Source organism: Aquidulcibacter paucihalophilus (assembly GCF_002105465.1).
Taxonomy (GTDB): Bacteria; Pseudomonadota; Alphaproteobacteria; order Caulobacterales; family Aquidulcibacteraceae; genus Aquidulcibacter; species Aquidulcibacter paucihalophilus.
Window position 1 is genome coordinate 22111 of the sequence record NZ_NCSQ01000161.1, and the last position, 19512, is coordinate 41622.

Consider the following 19512-nt stretch of genomic DNA (forward strand, 5'->3'; position numbering starts at 1 on the left):
GGCTCGTCGTGCTTAGACGGGGTCCCAGGTGAAGACCCCGGCGGTGGCTTCCAACCCCATGAAGCCACCTTTCAAAGCGGGCAGTCCATGTTCGATCAGTGTTTCTGGTGTCCATCCGTCAATCCTCGATACCGAGCGAACAGGCCGTGGTTGGTCAAAGACGACCACTTCATTGCCGCGTACGCCGAATATTTGACCCGTTACATGGCTGGCGGCAGCTGAACACAGGCTGACTGCAAAGGTGGCAACCTGATCGGCGCGCATCCGCGTGCGGATCCGCTCCACCCGTTGGGCGCTGGCCTCATCCTTGACGGGGATGGTCGCGATCATGCGGGTCCAGGCAAATGGCGCAATCACATTAGAGCGCACATTTTTAAGCGCCCCTTCCATTGCGATGATGCGGGACAGGCCCGCTACACCCATTTTGGCGGCCGCATAATTGGCTTGGCCGATATTGCCGATAATGCCAGAGGTAGAGGTAAATAGGACATAGGCCCCGTCCTGCTGCTCGCGGAACAATTCCACACTGGCGCGGGTGACATTGTACGCGCCGCGCAAATGCACATCGATCACCGCGTCCCAATCAGCTTCGGACATTTTGTGAAACATGCCATCGCGCAAGATGCCAGCGGGGTTGATGATGGCATGCAAGCCACCAAACTCATCCTTGGCTTGTTCGATCATGCCTTTGACGGCGGCAAAATCGGTCACGGAATCAGAATTGGCAACCGCCTCGCCGCCTGCAGCCTTGATTTCGTCGGCTACGGCTTGGGCGGGGCCAACCGAGCCTTCATCGCCCCCTGTTACGGAGCCACCCAAATCATTGACAACAACTTTGGCCCCAGCGGCGGCGGCTTGCAGCGCACATTCGCGGCCAATGCCATTGCCCCCGCCCGTAATCAGAATGACTTTACCATCCAAAACGCCCATGGTCGTGCTCCCTAATTATGTGTTTGTTTGAGATTAGCCTGATCAAGACGCCTTGGTCGAGCCCTGTTTTTCTGGCGCGGCATCTTCAAAGCGGTCGGCCTCGGCTAAGGGCTTAAAGAGGCGCATCCACGCCCCAGCGATCAAGACGGCGCCAATGCCGCCCGCGACGACGGCAGTAACCGGGCCGAGCAGGCGGGCGGCAACACCGGATTGAAACTCGCCCATTTCATTCGATGCAGAGATGAACACAAAGCTGATCGCAGACACTCGGCCGCGCATGGCATCAGGCGTGGCCAATTGGACCAACGAGGAGCGTACATAGACTGAAATCATGTCAGCCGCGCCTGCAAGCGCCAAGCAGGCCACCGAAATCCATAAGGTGGTCGATAGGCCAAAGCCCAAAGTCGCCAAGCCAAACACAAAGACCGCGCCAAACATCCAGCGCCCGACATGGCGCTCAATCGGCTTGATTGCCAAAAAGATCGAGACCAAGCCTGCCCCAATTGCCCCGGCTGACCGTAAAGCACCCAGTGCCGTGGGCCCCGCATGGAGGATGTCGCGGGCAAAAACAGGCAAAAGCGCCGTCGCGCCAGCCAAGAGCACGACAGCCAGATCAAGGCTAAGCGCACCCAGCACAATCTTATTGTCACGCACGTAGATGAGGCCTTCCTTGATCATGGCAAAGGTACGCCCGCTTTCCACTTTTTCTTGCGGTGGCGCTTTGGTCCAAAACGCCAAAATCCAGCCGCAGATAAACAGGCCCAACGCCGCGCTATAGGGCACATGGGCCCCGAAATGGAACAGAAGGCCGCCTATTGCAGGGCCAAGGATTGATCCGCCCTGAAAGCTTAAGGACATAAGCGCGATGGCTTGGGGCAATTCCTCGCGCGGGACCAAATTGGAGACCATGGCGGAACTGGCTGCGGGCAAAAAGGCGTTCAGCATCCCTGTCACCATGGCAACCGCAAAAATAGCGGCAATCAAAGCATTGGGTGCAAAGCCGGATGCGGCAACCAAAGCACCTGCAATGGCCACCTTCAGCGCGATACAGCCGAGGATGATCAGGCGACGGTCAAATCGGTCAGCAGCTTGACCACCAAATAAGGACAGGATCAGAAGGGGCACAAATTGTGATAGGCCAATCAGGCCCAGAAGAAATGCGCCTTCTTCAATCGTATCGCCCCGCGCGCGCGCAATATCATAGACTTGCCAGCCCATGGCCGTGATTTGAATCTGCGTGCCCAAGGTCCAAAACACACGGGCGCACCAATAGCGGGCAAATGAAGTATGTCGGAAAGGGGCTAAAGAGCGGCTCACCCGTCTGTGATGGGTCAGCCGACCTTCGAGGTCAATGGACTAAAGACGATCAGGCCTAAAGCGGTGCAGTTGCCGCTTCCAGCCACGCCCGCACATCGGATTCAACGCGCGGCCCAATTTCAGCCAGAACTTTGGCGTGATAGGTGTTCAGCCAAACGCGCTCTGCGTCGGTCAACATCGTCACCACAATCAAACGGCGATCAATAGGGGCCAGAGTAAGCGTCTCAAAGCCCAACATAGGCCGCTCGCCGCCCTCAATCGGGGTGGCAGGCGTCACATATTGCAGGTTTTCGGTGCGGATTCCGTAGCCATCAATCTTATAGAATCCTGGCTCGTTTGAAACGATCATGCCAGGCTCTAGCGCCACATGATTGGGTACTTTCGCGATACGATGGGGGCCTTCATGCACGCCGAGATAGGAGCCGACGCCATGGCCTGTGCCATGGTCATAATCAAAGCCGCCCTCCCACAGGCTCATGCGCGCCAAAGCATCAAGCGCTGAGCCGGTTGTGCCTTTTGGAAAGCGCACGCGCGACAAAGCAATATGGCCCTTCAACACGCGGGTGAAACGGTCCTTCATTTCGTCACTTGGCGTGCCCACTGCGACCGTCCGGGTTACATCGGTCGTGCCGTCAAGATATTGGCCGCCTGAATCGAGCAGGAACAAATTATTCTGATCGATTTTCCGGTTGCTTTCCACCGTGACCCGATAATGGGGGAAAGCCCCGTTCGGACCCGCGCCCGAGATGGAGTCAAAGGATAAATCCTGCAAAGCGCCTGTCGCGATGCGGAACCCTTCAATGGCCTTACAAACATCGATTTCTGTCAGCTCGCCCTTCGGTGCTTCTTGATCGAACCAATGCAGGAAATTGGCCAATGCAACCCCGTCGCGTGCATGGGCCCGTTTAGAGCCTGCAATCTCCACCGCATTTTTGAGGGATCGTGGCAGGATCGTCGGGTCTTGCCCACGAACAACCTGCGCGCCGGCTGCATGCAGCACATCAAACACATGAGCAGAGGAAAGGCTTGGGTCGACTAAAACCCGCTTGCCGCCGGTTTGTTTGAGCGCCTCGACGAAATCAGCTTCGGCACTGATCGACACTTCATTGCCCAAGAAGCCGCGCAGTTCCGGTGTCACCTTCTCAGGTTTCACAAATAATTGCGCGGTGCCATCTTTATTGAGGATTGCACTGCCCAAAGCCAAAGGCGTGCGGGTGACGTCTTTGCCACGAATATTAAACAGCCACGCCAAAGCGGCAGGCGCGGTCAGAATGCTGGCCTCAATCCCATCGCCTGATAGTTTTTCTCCAATGCGCGAGCGTTTGGAAGCGCTGCTTTCGCCTGAGAAGGTTTCAGGATGGGGGACGATTTCAGCGCTTGGCTCTGCCGGGCGGTCTTGCCACGCTTGGTCAATTGGGTTGGCACCCACAGCGACCAATTCAACACCTGCTTGGGCCGCCGATTCTTTGAGGCGCGCCAATGCATCCGGGGGTACAAGGCGGGGGTCATACCCAATCTTCGCACCAGCGGGTGCTTCGGCTTTGAGCCAGACGGCCGGGCCTTGATCGACCAGGTCGCGTTGCTCGAACAATTCCGGTGCGGTTTGGCTGAGCGCCTGCTGGGTATAGCGGCCATCCGAGAACAAATAAGCCTTGTCCCGCAAAATGATGGCCGCACCTGCGGAGCCTGTAAAACCTGTGGCCCAAGCCAAGCGCTCAGCGCAATCGGGCAGATACTCATTCTGCCATTCATCCTCATGAGGAACAAACAGGCCATCGAGGCCTAAGTGCTCCAACTGAGCTCGGATCAGGGGAAGGGCCTTGCGGCCTTGGTCAGCGCCACCGCGCACATCATAGGTTTGAAACATGCCTCGAACCTATAGCTATGGTCGATCTCGCGCAAGATAATGTTACTGACGGATTCACAATTTGTTTGCATCCGTAGAGTTACAAACCCCTATCTAGTCTTTGGCTGAACCAAGTTCTGGCAAACAAAAACACGCAAAGGCTGGGAGGTAGCTCGAAAACATGCGTGGTCTCAGAAGTCTTGAAGCCTTATACCGGACAGCCTCGACCAGTCGCGTGCTTAATCTGTTCCAAGTGTTCGAGCAGAACAAGGAAGAGGATGACTATGCACGTCGTCCCTTCTTTCAAGATCCCACGTTAAACCGCGCCATTTATGTCAAACACCGACTTCGCTCGGATGAAACCTATTTGATGCCGCGCTCCAGCCCTGTGGCGACCAAAATCATTTTTCCGTTCGACAAAAGGACCCTGCGAGCAGGCGGTCAGTCGATTCTGATTGGGCAAGCGGGCTATCAGGCTACGTTGATTGAAATGCTGGGTGGCGAACAGCGCAATATGGACGAAGACTTCAGGCTCTTGAGCCTGTTATCGAAATTACCATCCCTTGATCCGTTCCTATTGAAAGAGACGCTGACGCGACATGATTTTGCACCCGCCGATTGCTATTTCGCGATGTCAAACGCCGACATTGAGCGGATGCGTACTTTCGCAGGCGAACAAATTCGCCAATTAATTACCTTGGCCTTTGGCGGTTCCAACAACCAAATGGGCCAAAGTATCAAACGTATGGTGGATGCGATCCTGACCAAGGACACCGAGTCCCGCTTGGACCCATTGCGCATCACCTTGGGTCTCGATGGTCAGCAATTTGAAGATAGCATATTCAGCTGGAAAGGCTTTTTGTACTTCAAGTGGCAATTCAACGGCAGCATGAATAAGTTGAAAAGCCTTTCGGTGGCGCTAGACCGCGTAACCCTTGAAGGTGCCATGGACAAAGTGTTGGACAATTCGATCGCAAGCCAACGCATTGCTCTGAAAAAGGCGATCCAAAAGGCGGCACGGGGCTGCGTTGCGATCTTGGGCCTCTATGATGACGCCTTTAATGATCTGGTAGTGCACGGAAATGCGGCAGCTTTCCGTAAGTTCTTGCTGGAAGCACCCCGCCTCTTCATTGAATTGGGCCATAGCATGGGGGTGATGAGCCATATCACCAGCTTCTGGGATTATCGTTTCCCCAATCCAAACCGTCTGCATATGCAAGCGTGGGAATTCCAAGAGATGTTGAATGAATTCCTGACCAGCCTGACCGAAACCTCGTATGACGATTTAACGCGCCGCGCTTGAGGTCATGAGATGGCGCGTACGGGCCGACGATAGGTCAAGGTCGACCAATTTTCCTTGCGATACCGATGTTCCAATACCAAACCTCGCTGCCCATACGCCCGGCGAATGGCGGGCTCTTGATGGGTCAACAGGCCCGATAAAACGATGCGGCCACCGGGTTTGACGATGCTGGCCAAGTCTGGCGACAAGCGCACCAATGGCTTCATCAAAATATTGGCAAACACCAAATCAAACGGGCCTTGCGAACGGATCAAGGCGCGACGAACGCCATTAGCCACATAGGTGCGAACTGTGGGGCCGACGCGGTTTAATTTGGCATTGAGGCCAGCAATATAATTGGCGCGGGGGTCGATCTCGGTCCCGACCACAACCTGGCTACCTGTTTTGGCTGCACCAATGGCCAGGATGGCAGAGCCTGTGCCGACGTCTAAAACGCGTTGCGGGCGCTTGCCGCGCGTCAACAGTCGGTCCAGCGCAAGGAGGCAGCCGGAGGTGGTTCCGTGATGACCGGTCCCAAAGGCTTCGCCCGCATCAATGATGATTTCAACCGTGCCGTTCTTCGCTTTACCGACATCATGACTGCCAACCACCATAAAGCGGCCCGCTGGCACGGGTGGCAGGCCTTCGAGCGACATTTTGACCCAATCGGCATCTTCAAGCGGGGCAATGCGGGCGTCTAAGTCTGGTTCAGCAATTGCGATGGCCCCCACACCTGCTTGGGCACCTTCTAGCGTGTAGGCATAGGCTTCCAGCTTGAACTGGCGACGCTCTAACTCCCACCAGCCGACGGCACCAAAGCCACCCAGAGCGTCGAGGAGTTTTGAAGCGCCTTCAATGGCGGCGCGCGGACCAGTGGCGAGGATCAGATACATGCCCGCGAGATAGAGGCCATAAGCGTTTTTGTCGAGGTGATCGGGCAGTCTCATCCTCCGTCTGCGCGCGTGCTCTTTCAGGCGCGTCCAACGCGCGCTATCAGGAGCGCACAGCAACTTAGAGCCAAACCATGCATGACTTAAAAGCCCTCCGCGATAATCCCGCCCATTATGACGCCAGCTGGGCGCTGCGTGGCTTGTCGCCGCAAACCCCTGCGATTTTGGACATTGATAGCCGACTGCGAACCGCCATGACCCAGCGTATGGAAGCAGAAGCGGTACGTAATTCGGCCTCCAAAGCCATTGGTGCGGCCAAAGCGCAGAAGAATGAGGCCGAAGCTGCCCGTTTGATGGCCGAAGTTGCCGAAGCGAAGGCCACGATTGAACAATTCAGTCAAATCGAAGCTGTCGCGCAAGCAGAACTCGATGCCATTATCCAAGCTCTGCCTAACCTGCCTGACCTTGGGGTTCCCGAGGGCGAGGATGAGACGGGCAATGTGGTGGTCAAGCATTGGGGCAGCCCACCGCAATTTTCTTTTGTTCCAAAGGACCATGTTGCGATCGGCGAAGCGCTGGGCGGCATGGATTTTGAGGGCGCGGCGCGCATTTCAGGGTCGCGCTTTGTGGTCTTGAGTGGGCAAGTGGCCCGTCTTGAGCGCGCTTTGGGCCAATTCATGCTGGACCACCACACCCAACACAATGGCTATCAAGAGACCAATGCCCCGGTTTTGGTGCGCGACCATGCCTTGTTTGGAACCGGCCAACTTCCCAAATTTGAAGAAGATTTGTTCAAGACTACCGATGGGCGCTATCTGATCCCTACTTCGGAAGTTTCGTTGACCAATTTAGTCCGCGAACAAATCCTTGAGGAAGAGCGCTTACCCATCCGCATGACGGCTCTATCCCCCTGCTTTAGGTCTGAAGCGGGCAGTGCTGGTCGCGACACACGTGGCATGATCCGCCAGCATCAGTTCTGGAAAGTCGAATTGGTCTCCATCACCACGCCAGAAACCTCTGCCGCCGAGCATGAGCGGATGACCACATGTGCCGAAGGTATTTTGGAGGCTCTCAAGCTGCCTTATCGTCGGATGCTGTTATGTTCGGGCGACATGGGGTTTTCGGCCCAGCGCACCTACGACTTAGAAGTGTGGCTGCCCGGTCAAAATGACGGCACCGGGGCGTATCGCGAGATTTCGTCCTGTTCCAATTGTGGTGATTTTCAAGCCCGCCGCATGGATGCCCGCACCCGCGCGAAGGGCGAGAAGGCGACACGCTTTGTCCACACGCTGAATGGGTCAGGTCTGGCCATTGGACGGGCCTTGGTGGCGGTCTTGGAGAATTACCAGCAAGAAGATGGCACCATTCGTGTACCCGATGTGCTGGTGCCCTATATGGGCGGGCTTACTCACGTGGGATAGGCTGTAGCCATTTCCTGATAGCTGTCGGTCACCAATTCTTCTAGGACGCCAAGATCAATATCGCTTAACTTGTTGATATAGAGGCAGCCCTTACCGGTGCTGTGTTTGCCCAGCCGCGCGAGTAGCGGGCCTGCGCCAGCCGATTCAAGTTTGAGGTAGCAGACAAGCTTGGCTTTGCGCGGGGAGAAGGCCACGCGCGGGGCATTGCCTTCATGACCGCTTTCATACCGATAATGGTACGATCCAAAACCAATGATGGATGGGCCCCACATAACAGGCGGTTGCCCAGTTACCCGCGCGAACAGATCGATTAAGGCTTCGCCTTCATTTGCCCGATTTGGTGCGTCGAGTTCTGCAAGAAAAGCCGCCACACTTTTGGGTTCGGGCTTGGTTTTGTTCGCGCTGGCCAACCTTATGCACTCCTGTTGGAAGAAATTTTACGATTAACAAATATATAGGAAATTGACCACAGACCATCACGTTCCTTTCGAGGCTATGCCTATGTATGATATTGTCTTTTATATTTCGGCTGGAACGCTTGCCTTTGGGGCCGGTCTAGGCGTTAAAGGCATGCTTGATCCAATGTGGGCCAGCAGGCTGGTCCGTTTGCAGCCTGAAAATGGTCAGCCAGAGGGCTATGCTGAGTTTCGTGCCACCTTTGGCGGCATGTTTTTGGGCCTCCACCTAGCCGCACTGGCCTTCATGATTTTCTGGGGCGAGGAGGCCGGGGTTGCAGCCTGTTCCGTCTTGGCTGCTGGCTGGTGGTTTACCGCGCTTGGCCGCTATTTGTCCTACAGCATGGATAGCAACATCCAGCACAGTCATGTCGTGCGATCAGTCGCGATTGAAGTCATTATCGGGTTAGCGATTGCGGTGTGGCCCATCACAACACTTTTGCGTCTCTAAAGCGAAGTAGAGGGTCTACCTCGTCAAAGTCGCATGCTACCTAAACGTTAAACTTCAGAAACTTACCTCTTTGTAATTGGCAATCCGCCGCAACTATCCCTATGTCCCGCTTGTAACGCGGCGGGGGTCGCCCAAACTGTTGGCTAGAAACGACAGCGGGCCCTTCACCATTCAAAGCCGCAGATTAGGCGTCGCGAAATTGGCGGCGCGTCTGGGAAAAGGGTTGTTTGATGTCTTTTGTTGCCAAAGTATTTGGACACACATTGGTTTTGGCCGTGGGTATGGCAGCAGTTGTAGCGGGGCCCTCTTATGCCGATCGCACCGCCACACAAAATGAGCGCACGCCTGCGGGTAAGCTGTTGCAAATGCCGTTGATCGACTTTGAATTTGAAGCCAAAATGATTAGCACCAAGCAAGCTGGCGAGGTGCTAAAGACGGGCGATGTGATTGGCCGGTATGAAGTGGGCGTCACCCAAACTGCGCGCTTGAAGGTGGACACGCTTGCGCGGCGTCCTGCTTACCCCCGTTCGGTGCCGGCTGGCACGATCTTATTCCAAGTTAAGCTGGATAATGGCGTTGCTTTTTGTGCACCCTTATGGCCCGATCAAGGTGTGCGCCGTTCCCAGTGTTTCCGCGACCTCAATAATGATGGGGTGTTTGATGCAGGCTATATCACGGACTACATCAATCGGGGGAAGAATATCTATGGCGGCCGTCTGCAGGGCCTCTCACCCATGCCGCAAACCCCGTATGAGCTTACGGCAGGTAATCTGATAGAGCGCGAACCCGCCGAATTGGTTGTCAGCAGCATTCTGGGCAACACGATCCGCTTTGATTACAAACTCAATGGCGTCAAGCTGACGGAGAAGGAGTGTGCGATCACGAGCGATCAGCCTTGCCGGCTTTTGAACCAGGATTATCGGTTTGAGGCCCAATCAGGCGTCGTCAGGATCAAGGCTGCGGACAGTCTATCGGCCTCTTAAGCGACGCACAGACATCGCCCATTGGTGGCCATCGCATCAAAATTGTCTGCATGCCCTTGACCGCTGCAACCTGACCGTCACAACGTCCCTTCAACAAGCCCGTTCTTATAAGGCTGCTGAGGGAGCGTAAGTCATGCCTGCTGACCCGATCCTACCCGATGCGTTATCGCGGGCGGTGGTTAGTCCAAAGACCTATGCCAACCAAGCCACGATGGACGAAACCTTTGCAAGAATTCGTGCCGATTATCCCCTTGCCAAGACCCAATTGCCGGATTTTGAGCCCTTTTGGTTTGTGTCCAAACACGCCGATATTCTTGAAATCAGTCGCCAGAATGATGTGTTCTTAAGTGGGGAAATGCCAACAACTCTGACCACCAAGTCTGTGGATCAGAAGGTACGGCAACAAACAGGCGGCTCACCCCATTTAATTCGCACCTTGGTGCAGATGGATGCACCAGATCATCCAAAGTTCCGTCACATGACCCAAGCTTGGTTTATGCCGCAGAATTTGCGCAAGCTTGAAGATCAAATCCGCAAGATTGCCCGCGTCTATGTCGATAAGATGGTGTGCATGGGCGGCCAGTGCGACTTCCTCAATGATATTGCGCTCTTCTTCCCGTTGCGGGTGATAATGGAAATTCTGGGTGTGCCCGAAGTGGACGAGCCGCGCATGCTGAAGCTAACCCAAGAATTATTTGGTGCCCAAGACCCTGAAATGAACCGGTCGGGCGGTGAGCTGGAAGATGAGCAAAAGGCTTTGGCCGACATTCAGGCCGTCCTGATGGACTTCTTTATGTATTTCAACCAGATCACCGAGGCGCGCCGGGCAAATCCAACCGAAGATGTTGCCACTGTGATAGCCAATGCCACGATGGATGGCCAGCCAATCGGTGCGTTTGAAGCGGTGAGCTATTACACCATCATCGCCACGGCGGGTCATGACACCACCTCGTCCTCAACCGCCGCGGGCCTCTATGGCTTGATCCAAAATCCAGACCAATTGGCAGCCGTTCAAAATGATTTGGATCGGATCAGTGGCTTGGTCGATGAATCGATCCGATGGGCCACGCCTGTGCGGCATTTCATGCGCTCGGCGACAAAGGATTATGACTTACGCGGCCAAACCATCCAAAAAGGCGACTGGCTGATGCTGTCCTATCCCTCTGGCAATCGCGACGAGGACGTGTTCGAAGATCCTTATGCATTTCGGATTGATCGCACCCCAAACAGGCATTTAGCCTTTGGCTATGGGGCGCATTTGTGCTTAGGCCAACATTTGGCCAAGCTGGAGATGCGGAAATTCTGGGAAGAATTGCTACCACGCCTCAAATCCGTCGAATTTGCAGGCGAACCCAAGCTTTCTGAAGCCAATTTTGTTGGGGGGTTCAAAAACCTACCCATCCGCTATGTAATGGACTGATCATGCGTTTTGCACCTTTTGCGATTATTCTCACTTTGGCAGCCGGGCCCAGCCAAGGCGCTTTTGCCCAGGCTCAAGATCCAGTGCCGACGGCGGCGCCCGCAGCGTCGGTGCCCGAAGTCACGGTGAATCTCGGCCGCAAGGCACCGGCAACGCCGTTGATTGCCCCCCTTGAGACCAAGCAATTTGAGTTGCCGCAAGAACTTAGCCCAAATGCAGCCTCGTCGGCCCCATCAGAGGCAAGCGTGCCCGATATCGCCAACCCCGCGATAGCCATGCCCCCTGCCGCGCCACGTGGTCCGCTGACGCCTGCCGAAATCGCGCGCGAGATTGCCCCAAATTTTGACGTGACCAAGGATTATACGCGCCTGGTGCAATGCTATGGCACGGCGGACTTCATGGGGGCGATCACGCGTATTCAGGCCAGTCGCCCAGGTGCGCCTAAACAAGTAATTGGCGTAGCGCGCGAAATCATGGCCTTAAGCGATGCCATGCAGCCCATGGTATTGGCTGCCTCGACCGTGCGGGGGGAGCCCCGTTTTCGTGCCGATTATGATGCCTTTGCCCGTCAAGGGCAGCGCGAACTGGCAAGCGCCAAAAATCCCAATGCGGTCATGCAGCGTCGTCTCGCGACTTTAGAGGCTTGCCGCCGTGACGTCACACGCTGGCGCAAAGAAGGTTAAACGAGATGTCCGACTGGGTTTTAGGTGTGATTGGTGGCTCGGGATTATATGATATTCCGGGCCTTTCTGGGGAATGGCGGACCATTGAGAGCCCGTGGGGTGCGCCATCGGATCAAATTTTTGATGCGGAACTAGATGGCCAACGGGTGGTGTTTCTGCCGCGCCATGGTCGTGGGCATCGCATTTCGCCATCCGAACTCAATAGTCGCGCCAATATCGACGTGTTGAAGCGGGCAGGGGTGACCGATGTTTTGTCCATTTCGGCCGTAGGTTCGCTGAAGCAAGAGCTTCCACCCGGGCATTTTGTCGTGGTGGATCAATTTATCGACCGCACCTTTGCGCTACCCAAGAGCTTTTTTGGCACTGGGCTTGTCGCCCATGTGTCGGTAGCCCACCCCATCTGCCCGCGCTTAGCCGCGCTTGCAGCGCAAGCTGCCCGGCGCTCTGGCGCCGATGTGACCGAGGGCGGGACCTATCTGGTGATGGAAGGTCCACAATTTTCGACTTTGGCCGAAAGCAATCTTTATCGGTCTTGGGGTTGTTCGGTCATCGGCATGACCAATATGCCCGAAGCCAAACTCGCCCGCGAGGCAGAGCTTCCCTATGCGTCAGTCTGTATGGTGACCGATTATGATTGCTGGAATGAAGACCATGCCGCGGTAGAGGTCTCGGCGATTCTGGAAGTCATGCATGCCAATTCAACCAAGGCCAAAGCGATGGTGGCCGAGTTGGCGCGCGCCCTCAAATCTGTCGAACGGACGCCGTCACCGATTGATACATGCTTGGACTTTGCCTTGATCACGGCTCCAGAAGCCCGCGATCCGGCCCTAATAGCGAAATTATCGGCGGTTGCAGGACGCGTGCTTTAAATCTTGCCCCAGCCGCGCAAGAAAACGCGGACACAGGATTTTACAAACTGCGTCAGCTCATCCTCGTCGACGCCGTGGGTGACCCCCAATTCCTGCTTATAGCGGAACTCTCCCTGTACCATGGCGATAAATTGCACCGCGGCCATATAGGGCTGGTCGCAGGCAATCTCACCGCGCTTGTCGGCAATGGTCAGGACTTCTGCCAAAATCAGGGTCGAGTGATGCACCACGCGCTCGTAAAATGTGCGCGGCAGTTCGGGGCGGGTGGCGAGGGCCTGCATCATAACCCCATGCAAGGCTGAGATTTCAGGGTTCAGCATCATTTTGATGAAATCGATGCCCAAGCGTTCCAGCGTTTCGGCCAAGGGCTTACCTGCCTCAACTTCCAGCATGGCTTGCTGATAAATCGGACTGCAACCCACGCTCATGGCCGTCACAAACAACTGATCCTTTGACCTATACTTTGCGTATAGGGTTACCTTAGATACACCAGCGCGCGCAGCCAAAGCGTCCATGCTAATGCGGTCATAGGGGCTTTCTAAGAAGGCGTTTTTGGCCGCTTCAAGGATTTTCGCTTCCTTGGCCAAGTCAACTGGGCGGCCCAAGCGCGCGGAGGCGGTCTGGCCCAGTGTTTGTGCGTCAGAAATTTTTTGTTCCGAGTCTCTTGACATACTGAACCGTTCAGTTAATTAGCGATGTACTTATTGAACTTAACAGTTCGGTTCAGAAATTGCCAGTACCCGGCAGCGTTTTTTTTGGATGGGTATGGGTAAGGCAAATCTGACGAACCCGAACCAAAACTTAGAAGCAGTCCAATGGCATCACTTAATTCTCAATCCGGGCCGCAGTCCTTTCTGGGCATGATTGGCATTGCGCTCAAAATGCTGATGGGCGACCCGGTGAAATATTTTGGATTGGTGTTTGGGATTGGCTTTTCCACGTTGTTGATGAGCCAGCAGGCTTCGATCTTTGTAGGTCTTTTGACGTGGGGCGCTAATCCGGTTCTTGATGTGCGACAGGCCCAAATCTGGGTGATGGACCCACGGGTGAAACAGCCTGACCAGGGCCAGCCGATCAGCGACCAAAGCCTCTATCGGGTTCGCTCGGTGGATGGGGTGGCGTGGGCAGTGCCCTATGCGCGGTCGGCCGCAACCGTCAAAACCATGCAGGGTAATATTGCCGCGATCACTTTGGTTGGTGTCGACAATCAGTCCATGGTGGGCCTGCCGGAAGAGAATTTAGCCAATAGCATGGCAGCGATCCGCGGGCGCAATGCGGCCATCCTTGATGGCAACAAGACCAATCTGATTTGGGCCGATGGACGCGACCCCGTCGGCGAAGTCGTCGAAATCAACGATAATCGTGTCGTGGTAACTGGGCTTACCAGTTCGCTTGCCAATTTCAGCGGCCTGCCAACCCTGTATATGAAATATTCTGATGCGATTGCGATTACCCCGCCTCTGATGCGATTGCGATTACCCCGCCAGAGCGCAACAAGCTCTCCTTCGTCCTGGTCTCGGCCAAGCCCGGTGTTGAACCAGAGGCTTTGGCCAAACGGATTACAGAGGTTACAGGCCTCAAAGCGCTGACACGGCAGCAATTTGCGGCAGCTGGTACGCAATTCATCATTGAGAATACCGGCATCCCCATCTCCTTTGGGGCTGCTATCGGCCTAGGCATCCTCGTGGCGGTGGTGATCACCGCATTGACGCTGGCTATGTTTGTGGCCGAGAACCTCAAGAACTTCGGTGCCCTCAAGGCCATAGGCGTCACCAATCAGCAGATTTTGGTCATGGTCTTAAGCCAAGCCATGCTGGTGGGCTTTATCGGCTATGGCATTGGCATCGGGGGCACCGCCGCCTTCCTCTATTTCGGTCAAGCCGACCCCAGCCTGCGCGGCTTTAAAGCCTTGGGCGAGATTGTTGGTGGCAGCGCCCTGTTGGTGATGGCGATTGTCTTGGGCTCTGCCTATGCCAGCGTGCGCAAAGTTCTAAAGCTCGATCCTGCCATCGTGTTTAGGGGGTAAGCACATGTCGATAATTTCCCCTCAAGCCGCCGTCATTGATCAAGTCATCAAGGAATTTCCCAGCGGCAATGATGTGATCCGCGTTCTCCACGGCATTTCGCTGGGCATTGATTACGGCAAAATGACCATGCTGGTCGGTCCCTCTGGCTGCGGCAAGACAACAGTTTTGTCCATCCTTTCGGGCACGCTGTCGGCGACTTCCGGCACGGTCACTGTGATGAATGAGCGTCTGGACCGCTTGAAGAATGATGATCTGGTGCGGTTTCGCCGGCGCAAGATCGGCTTTATCTTCCAGCAATATAATCTCATCCCCACGCTGAATGTGGCTGAAAATGCGGCTACTCCGCTGATCTCCGATGGTGTGGCTTGGGAAGACGCGCTTACCCAATCTGGTCGGATGCTCGACCATTTGGGGCTCGGCCCGCATAAGGCGAAATACCCGCGCCAATTGTCAGGCGGTCAACAGCAACGTGTCGCGATTGCGCGTGCACTGTCGCACAATCCGGCTCTGGTGGTGTGTGATGAGCCGACAGCCGCCCTCGATGCTGCCTCAGGCCAAGCCGTGATGGCTTTGCTGGATGAAGCCGCAGATGACCCCAATCGCGCGGTTCTCGTCGTGACCCACGACGACCGCATCTTTTCCTTCGCCGATCGCATCATCCGCATGGAAGATGGACGTGTGATCGACGATGGCCTCACCCAATCCCTCCCCCAAAAGGTCTAAGAAGATGAAAGTCACTCCCCAACTTTTGCGCCGTCTCATTCTGCCAATTGGTGCGACCGGCTTGATCGCTTTTGCGGTCTTGACCCTGTCGCCACCCGATAAGGCTGGTGCCGCGCCACCCGCTCCGCCAGCCACCGCACCAGCCGATCAAGACTCGGTGGTGGCCGCCCTTGGTGTGATCGAGCCCTCTAGCGAAGTCATCGCCGTTGGGTCTGAATTGTCAGGCGTTGTGCGCGAGGTCTTTGTAAGGCCCGGCGATCAAGTGGCCGCAGGTGCACCCTTGTTCCGTCTCGATGGGCGTGCCTTGGGCGCCAGTCTGGAAGCACAATTGGCAGCCGCCCAGCAGGCGCGCGCCAATAGTGCGGCAAGCACCAGCCGCATTCCGTCCTTACAAGCCAATGCAGCCAATGCCGCAGCAGGCATTTCCCAAGCTGAAGCCGGCGTCACAACAGCACGTGGAACCCTTACGCAGGCCGAAGGGCGTGTGGCCAATGCACAGGCCGCAGCCGAAGCGGCCCGCCTTGCCCTTGCCGATGCGCAAGCCCGCTTAGGTCTGTTTGCCACGATTTCTGATCCACGCGCGGTCTCAACCGATGAAAGAGATCGCGCTAAATTCGCGATGGAACGGGCAAAGGCCGCCTATGATCAAGCCCGTGGGGCTGTCCTTGAGGCTGAAGGCGGGCTTACTGCCGCACGTGGCGGCTTGGCCGATGCGCAAGCCCGTTTAGCGGCGGCAAAAGCCTCAAGCGCCAGCGCCAAAGCTTCCATCACCGAAGGCCAACAAGCAGCTTTGGCCGCGCAAGCCGGGGCAGCCCAAGCCACAGCCCAAGCCAAAGTGGTTTCTACAGACCTGGATCGATTGACGGTACGTGCCCCGATTGCAGGCCAAGTCCTGCGTCTGAATATTCGGGTGGGGGAGTTTGCCAGTGCTGGGACCTTGGCAGAACCGCTCGTGGCCATGGGTGCGGTTAATCCCATGCATGTACGGGTGCAGATTGATGAAGAAGATGCCGCCCGTATCGCCGCTGGTGCACCCGCCCAAGCAAGCCTGCGCGGGGATGCTTCCAAACGTATCCCCCTAACCTTTGTGCGGTTTGAACCTCAAGCCATGCCGAAGAAGAACCTTAATGGCGGGGCAGAGCGGGTGGATACGCGCGTTGTGGAAGCCATTTATGCCTTTAATCCTTCGGGAATCCAGGCCTTCGTCGGTCAGCAAATGGATGTCTTCGTCACGGCCAAACCAATTGTCCGCGCCGCAGCTCCTAAAAAGACAGGGGATGCGAAATGAGCCGGTCTCGTTTTGGGGCTCTAGCCAGTTTGATGGCGCTGAGCCTTGTGCTTTCAGGCTGTGCGACGGCGACTAGCGCACAAATTGAGGCTGAAACCCGCGCAAGCCTTCCCTCCACTTGGCAGGAAGCCGCTCGCTTGCCAGATGTGGTAACCAGTCAAGATGCTGTTTTGAAAGAATTATTCTACCGGGTGCAGGTGGGACCAGACCTTGCCCTTGCCCAAAGCCGCTTGAGAGAGGCAGAGGCGCGCTTGATGGTCGCCCGGGCTGGGCTCTTGCCGTCTCTTAGCCTCGGTGGCAGCCAAACTAGGACCGAAATTGATGGCGGCAAAGCAAGCTTGGAGAAGGTTGGCAGCGCCACGCTGGCGATACCCTTAGACGTGTTTGGTGCCGGTCGTGCGCGGGCAGGTGCCAGTAAAGCCCGCCTACAGGCCGCGCGTTTGGATGTGCAACGGGTTGCAAGTGCCACCCGCACCAATCTGGCCCAATTGTACATCGCCTATCGCGCGGCCCAAGCCCAAGTCGCTGTTACACAGGCCAATTTGGCCAGTGCGGAGGATAGCCTTAGCCTTGCTAAAGCGCGCCAAGCAGCCGGCTTGGAGACAGGTCTTGGAGTGGCCCAAGCTACCAGTAATCGCGATGCGATTGCCGCGCGCTTACCCAGCTTTCTGCAAGCCCAAACTTCTGCCCGCCTTGGTCTGGAAGCCTTAATCGGTGACAGGCCCGGCAGTCTGGTCGGTTTACTGCAACCAATCGCCCCAATCCCGCAGCTTGATTCTCGGCAAGCTGTCGTGGCCCCACAAATCTGGCTCGACACGCGTCCCGATCTGGTCGCCGCGCAACAGCGTTTACGCGCGGCAGGGCTAGATGCCCGCGCAGCCCTGCGTGACCGCTTGCCAAATCTGTCGATTACTGCCCTCGGTCTAGAAACCGATCTTGGCCAAGGCGTGTCCATCCCCTCCAATCGTGTGACGGGGAATGTAGCCATGACGCTGTTTGATTTTGGGCGTTTGCGCGGATTGGCAAAAGCCGCGGGCGCACAAGCTGAGACCGAGGCCTTGCTCTATCAACAGAGCGTCTTGCAGGCCATGGCCGATCTGGAAACTCAAGCCTCGGCGGTTCGCCAAGGTGAGCGCAGTGCGCAAGCACAAGCCGCCAATGTTGCCTCTGCGGCCGATCAGGCGCGATTGGCCCGTGTTCGCTATACGTCGGGCCTGTCTGGCTTTTTGGATGTGCTTACGGCAGAGCGTGCCGCCTATGAGGCCCAGAGCGCGGAAGTGAGCGCTCAGGCAGAGGCAGCCCGTGCACAATTTGCCTTTGCTTTGGCACTTGGACTTTAGGGATTGGCGCTAAGTCTTCACGTATCCGCGAGTCGCCTTGGTAACTTGGCGATTGGGTGTGTGTGGTCTTTGCCATCCCACGCGAGCTGAAGTAGGGAGCAGCCGGGAATCCACCGAACCGTCACCGGCGATCTGCGACAGTTAGCGAAGGACATCAGTCTCAACGTGCGTCAGTTTTTAGCGGCTTATGCCCTCGTGGCTGTGGCGATCTCTCAGCCCGGGCTGTTACTCGCCCAAACTGCACCAGACAGCAGTCCCGCCGCCACGCCTGAGCGGATTTTGCCCGACTGGCTGAAAATCTCTGGGGAATCGCGCGTTCGCTATGAAAGCCTCGACGGACAATTTCGCGCCGGGGGAAGTGGTGGCGACCAAGCGCTGGCATTTCGCACCACAATCCTTGCTGAAGCAAAGTTTGACCCCGTCACATTTGGTTTCGAGTTGCAAGACAGCCGCAAGGAACTGAATGATTCGGGATCTACGCTCAGCGCCTCGCTGGTTAATCCGCTAGATGTCTTGCAGGCCTATGCCTCAATCGATCTGGGTGGCACGGGCTTGGCCCAAGCGTTGAAACAAGACAATGCGCGCCTGAAACTGGGGCGTCAAACCTTGGATATAGGTGGTCGGCGTATCCTTGAACGCGCGGATATGGCCAATGTGCTGCTGAACTTCACCGGTGCCTATTGGCAGTCCAGCAATGCGCGTGGCGATGCCTGGAATATTCTTGCCGTGGTGCCGGTCGGGCGACTGCCGCAGGACCGCGCGAGCCTTGAAAAGAATGAAATGCAGGCGGACCGCGAGGAATGGTCGCGCCTGCTCTTGGGGGTGCATTATCGGCGCGCCAATCTGCTGGGCGATTTGTTACCCGACACGTCAGGCGAATTGTTCGTGTTTCGCTTGAAAGAACACGATACAGCCAGAACCAATACTCCCAATCGCGACTATCTGCAGCCGGGCTTCCGCTTATTCCGTCCACCCCAAACGGGCCAATGGGATTTTGAACTCGATACGTCTTGGCGCACGGGTACCCGCCGGGCAAGTGCGGCGCTGAGCGATACCATTGACCTGAAAGTGCGGACATTTGCCGCCCACGCCCATCTTGGCTATACATTTGATGCACCGTGGCAGCCACGTTTGGTGCTGGATTGGGACTTTGGTTCCGGCGACCGCAATCCTGATGACCTCAGATACGAACAAGCCGAGCGCTTATTTGGCGGGCGGCGAACCGATCTGGGCAATACTGGTATTCATGGGCCTTTGACACCAGCCAATATCAATGCTGCCGGTGGGCGGATTGAAGTTAAGCCAAATGCCCGCAGCGATATGCGCTTGGCCTTCAAATTCGCCCATTTGGATGAAGCCCGCGACGCCTGGGTGGTTGCACGCGTTCAAGACCGGACAGGTCAGTCCGGCACTTTTATCGGCACGACAATTGATAGTCGCGCCCGCTATTGGCTGCAGCCTAACACGCTTCGTGTGGAAGTTGGCGCGTCAGCGCTCATTCCTGGTCGCTTTGCGCGAACTGCCCCCAATGCCTCGCGCCAAGGCACAACCCATTATGGGTTTGTCGCCTTTACGCGCTTCTTCTGA

The 19512-nt window shown here is 56.3% G+C and carries 19 protein-coding genes; 13 read left to right on the forward strand and 6 right to left on the reverse strand.

What is annotated here, in order from left to right; genetic code table 11:
- Positions 1-12 precede the first annotated feature (12 nt).
- The 3 genes from B7364_RS12400 to B7364_RS12410 are packed head-to-tail and all read right to left on the reverse strand — an operon-like array spanning position 13 to position 4114.
- Entirely contained in the window at positions 13-930 is a 918-nt protein-coding gene (locus B7364_RS12400; protein ID WP_085340355.1) for an SDR family NAD(P)-dependent oxidoreductase, read from the reverse strand.
- A 42-nt stretch (positions 931-972) separates the two neighbouring features.
- Positions 973-2247: an MFS transporter gene (locus B7364_RS12405; protein ID WP_085340356.1), complete on the reverse strand. Its 1275-nt coding sequence runs from the start codon at positions 2245-2247 to the stop codon at positions 973-975.
- Positions 2248-2302: 55 nt separating this feature from the next.
- Positions 2303-4114, reverse strand: coding sequence for an aminopeptidase P family protein (locus tag B7364_RS12410; RefSeq protein WP_085340357.1), 1812 nt, complete (start codon positions 4112-4114; stop codon positions 2303-2305).
- A 160-nt stretch (positions 4115-4274) separates the two neighbouring features.
- Between B7364_RS12410 and B7364_RS12415 the strand changes: the two genes are divergently transcribed.
- Entirely contained in the window at positions 4275-5396 is a 1122-nt protein-coding gene (locus B7364_RS12415; RefSeq protein ID WP_157893680.1) for a hypothetical protein, read from the forward strand.
- A gap of 2 nt (positions 5397-5398) precedes the next feature.
- On the opposite strand, the gene B7364_RS12420 is transcribed toward B7364_RS12415, so the two are convergent.
- On the reverse strand, positions 5399-6322 hold the full coding sequence (locus B7364_RS12420) for a 50S ribosomal protein L11 methyltransferase (RefSeq protein WP_085340359.1): 924 nt from the start codon (positions 6320-6322) through the stop codon (positions 5399-5401).
- A 77-nt stretch (positions 6323-6399) separates the two neighbouring features.
- On the opposite strand from B7364_RS12420, the gene serS reads away from it, so the two are divergent.
- Positions 6400-7686 carry a serine--tRNA ligase gene (gene serS / locus B7364_RS12425; protein WP_085340360.1) on the forward strand — a complete coding sequence of 429 codons (1287 nt, stop codon included), beginning with the start codon at positions 6400-6402 and terminating at the stop codon, positions 7684-7686.
- On the opposite strand, the gene B7364_RS12430 is transcribed toward serS, so the two are convergent.
- Complete coding sequence (locus tag B7364_RS12430; RefSeq protein WP_085340361.1) at positions 7674-8096, reverse strand: DUF1801 domain-containing protein; 423 nt, start codon at positions 8094-8096, stop codon at positions 7674-7676. The two genes, serS and B7364_RS12430, sit on opposite strands and share 13 nt — an antisense overlap.
- Before the next feature lie 91 nt (positions 8097-8187).
- Here B7364_RS12430 and B7364_RS12435 point away from each other — a divergent pair, with 91 nt between their 5' ends.
- The 5 genes from B7364_RS12435 (at position 8188) to B7364_RS12455 (ending at position 12547) form a co-directional block, all read left to right on the forward strand.
- Positions 8188-8592: a hypothetical protein gene (locus B7364_RS12435; protein WP_085340362.1), complete on the forward strand. Its 405-nt coding sequence runs from the start codon at positions 8188-8190 to the stop codon at positions 8590-8592.
- 230 nt (positions 8593-8822) lie between these two features.
- On the forward strand, positions 8823-9575 hold the full coding sequence (locus tag B7364_RS12440) for a hypothetical protein (RefSeq protein ID WP_085340363.1): 753 nt from the start codon (positions 8823-8825) through the stop codon (positions 9573-9575).
- A gap of 133 nt (positions 9576-9708) precedes the next feature.
- Complete coding sequence (locus tag B7364_RS12445; RefSeq protein WP_085340364.1) at positions 9709-10995, forward strand: cytochrome P450; 1287 nt, start codon at positions 9709-9711, stop codon at positions 10993-10995.
- A gap of 2 nt (positions 10996-10997) precedes the next feature.
- On the forward strand, positions 10998-11678 hold the full coding sequence (locus tag B7364_RS12450) for a hypothetical protein (RefSeq protein ID WP_085340365.1): 681 nt from the start codon (positions 10998-11000) through the stop codon (positions 11676-11678).
- Between the two features lie 5 nt (positions 11679-11683).
- Positions 11684-12547 (forward strand): S-methyl-5'-thioadenosine phosphorylase, encoded by an 864-nt coding sequence (locus B7364_RS12455; RefSeq protein WP_085340366.1) that lies wholly within the window; start codon positions 11684-11686, stop codon positions 12545-12547.
- On the opposite strand, the gene B7364_RS12460 is transcribed toward B7364_RS12455, so the two are convergent.
- Positions 12544-13218 carry a TetR/AcrR family transcriptional regulator gene (locus B7364_RS12460; protein WP_085340367.1) on the reverse strand — a complete coding sequence of 225 codons (675 nt, stop codon included), beginning with the start codon at positions 13216-13218 and terminating at the stop codon, positions 12544-12546. The two genes, B7364_RS12455 and B7364_RS12460, sit on opposite strands and share 4 nt — an antisense overlap.
- Before the next feature lie 144 nt (positions 13219-13362).
- Between B7364_RS12460 and B7364_RS17930 the strand changes: the two genes are divergently transcribed.
- From B7364_RS17930 to B7364_RS12485, 6 genes are all read left to right on the forward strand, one after another.
- Positions 13363-14136, forward strand: a complete 774-nt coding sequence (locus B7364_RS17930) for an ABC transporter permease (protein ID WP_157893681.1) — start codon at positions 13363-13365, stop codon at positions 14134-14136.
- Positions 14094-14573: an FtsX-like permease family protein gene (locus tag B7364_RS12465; RefSeq protein WP_157893682.1), complete on the forward strand. Its 480-nt coding sequence runs from the start codon at positions 14094-14096 to the stop codon at positions 14571-14573. The genes B7364_RS17930 and B7364_RS12465 overlap by 43 nt, the downstream gene beginning before the upstream one ends.
- A 4-nt stretch (positions 14574-14577) precedes the next feature.
- A complete protein-coding gene (locus tag B7364_RS12470) occupies positions 14578-15297 on the forward strand; it encodes an ABC transporter ATP-binding protein (RefSeq protein WP_085340369.1) in 720 nt (239 codons plus the stop codon).
- Positions 15298-15301: 4 nt separating this feature from the next.
- Positions 15302-16585: an efflux RND transporter periplasmic adaptor subunit gene (locus B7364_RS12475; RefSeq protein WP_198534236.1), complete on the forward strand. Its 1284-nt coding sequence runs from the start codon at positions 15302-15304 to the stop codon at positions 16583-16585.
- The gene (locus B7364_RS12480) at positions 16582-17925 is read left to right on the forward strand and encodes a TolC family protein (protein WP_085340371.1); all 1344 of its coding nucleotides are present in this window, start codon (positions 16582-16584) and stop codon (positions 17923-17925) included. The genes B7364_RS12475 and B7364_RS12480 overlap by 4 nt, the downstream gene beginning before the upstream one ends.
- Before the next feature lie 165 nt (positions 17926-18090).
- A complete protein-coding gene (locus B7364_RS12485; protein ID WP_157893683.1) occupies positions 18091-19512 on the forward strand; it encodes an alginate export family protein in 1422 nt (473 codons plus the stop codon).